At 35.5% G+C, this 743-nt stretch carries 2 protein-coding genes; both read right to left on the reverse strand.

Annotated features, from left to right (window positions below):
• On the reverse strand, window positions 1–529 hold a 529-nt coding region (locus AOQ71_RS44545; protein WP_205668311.1), incomplete at its 3' end, for a hypothetical protein.
• A 21-nt stretch (window positions 530–550) separates the two neighbouring features.
• The coding region (locus tag AOQ71_RS46160; RefSeq protein WP_205668312.1) for a hypothetical protein at window positions 551–743 on the reverse strand (193 nt) is incomplete at its 5' end.

Below are 743 nucleotides of genomic sequence, written 5' to 3' on the forward strand. Positions count from 1 at the left end.
CATCTGTGACGACATTATCTGCAATTCTTGTTGAAACGATTTTTGAAAAACTATCTGCAATGTTTGCTACTTCTGTTTCTAATTCTTCGATTTTTTTTCGTGCAATGTTTGTTGCTGCATTCATATTTTCTAAATATTTCGTGCTTGAATTACGTAAGTGATTGCTTAGCTGTTGTGCTTGTTGATCTGCATTACTGAGCTTTTCGATGATGTGATCTAGTTGTAAATTTTTTGATTGTTGCTGAGTATTAAGAACTGAATTTTCTATTGATTTGATTTGATTAGTGACTGTACTTAAACGCTTGTCGATGTTCTCGATATTGCTGAAACTCGATGCAATCTTGTTGTCGAAAGTTGAGAGCGTTTCTATCAATTTTGGAAAATTTGTGCTGACTACATCTGTCTTTGATATAAGCAATTTTAATTGCTCTAATATCTCTGATTTAGCTTTCTGTGAGTTTTCATCTGACGTTTCAATCGAGCTAACTATCGCTGTAAGCAGATCAATAGTGTCTTTACTTTCAATCATTTAACTGTTCCTTTTGGTAATTTAAAAAGGTGAATAATCGTTGTCGTTGTCTTGCTGTTTCGGCTCGGCAATTGGTTTTGGTTGTTCAACTTGTTTTTGCTTTAAACGCTCTAATTTTTGGCTAAGTGTTTCCTGTGGTTCCGGGAGTGGACCAGGTGAGGCTTCTTTTAACTTGTTGAGTTTTTCACGTAGATCGAGCGGTTTTGGGGTTGGA

The sequence above is a fragment of the Bradyrhizobium manausense genome (assembly GCF_001440035.1).
Taxonomy (GTDB): Bacteria; Pseudomonadota; Alphaproteobacteria; order Rhizobiales; family Xanthobacteraceae; genus Bradyrhizobium; species Bradyrhizobium manausense.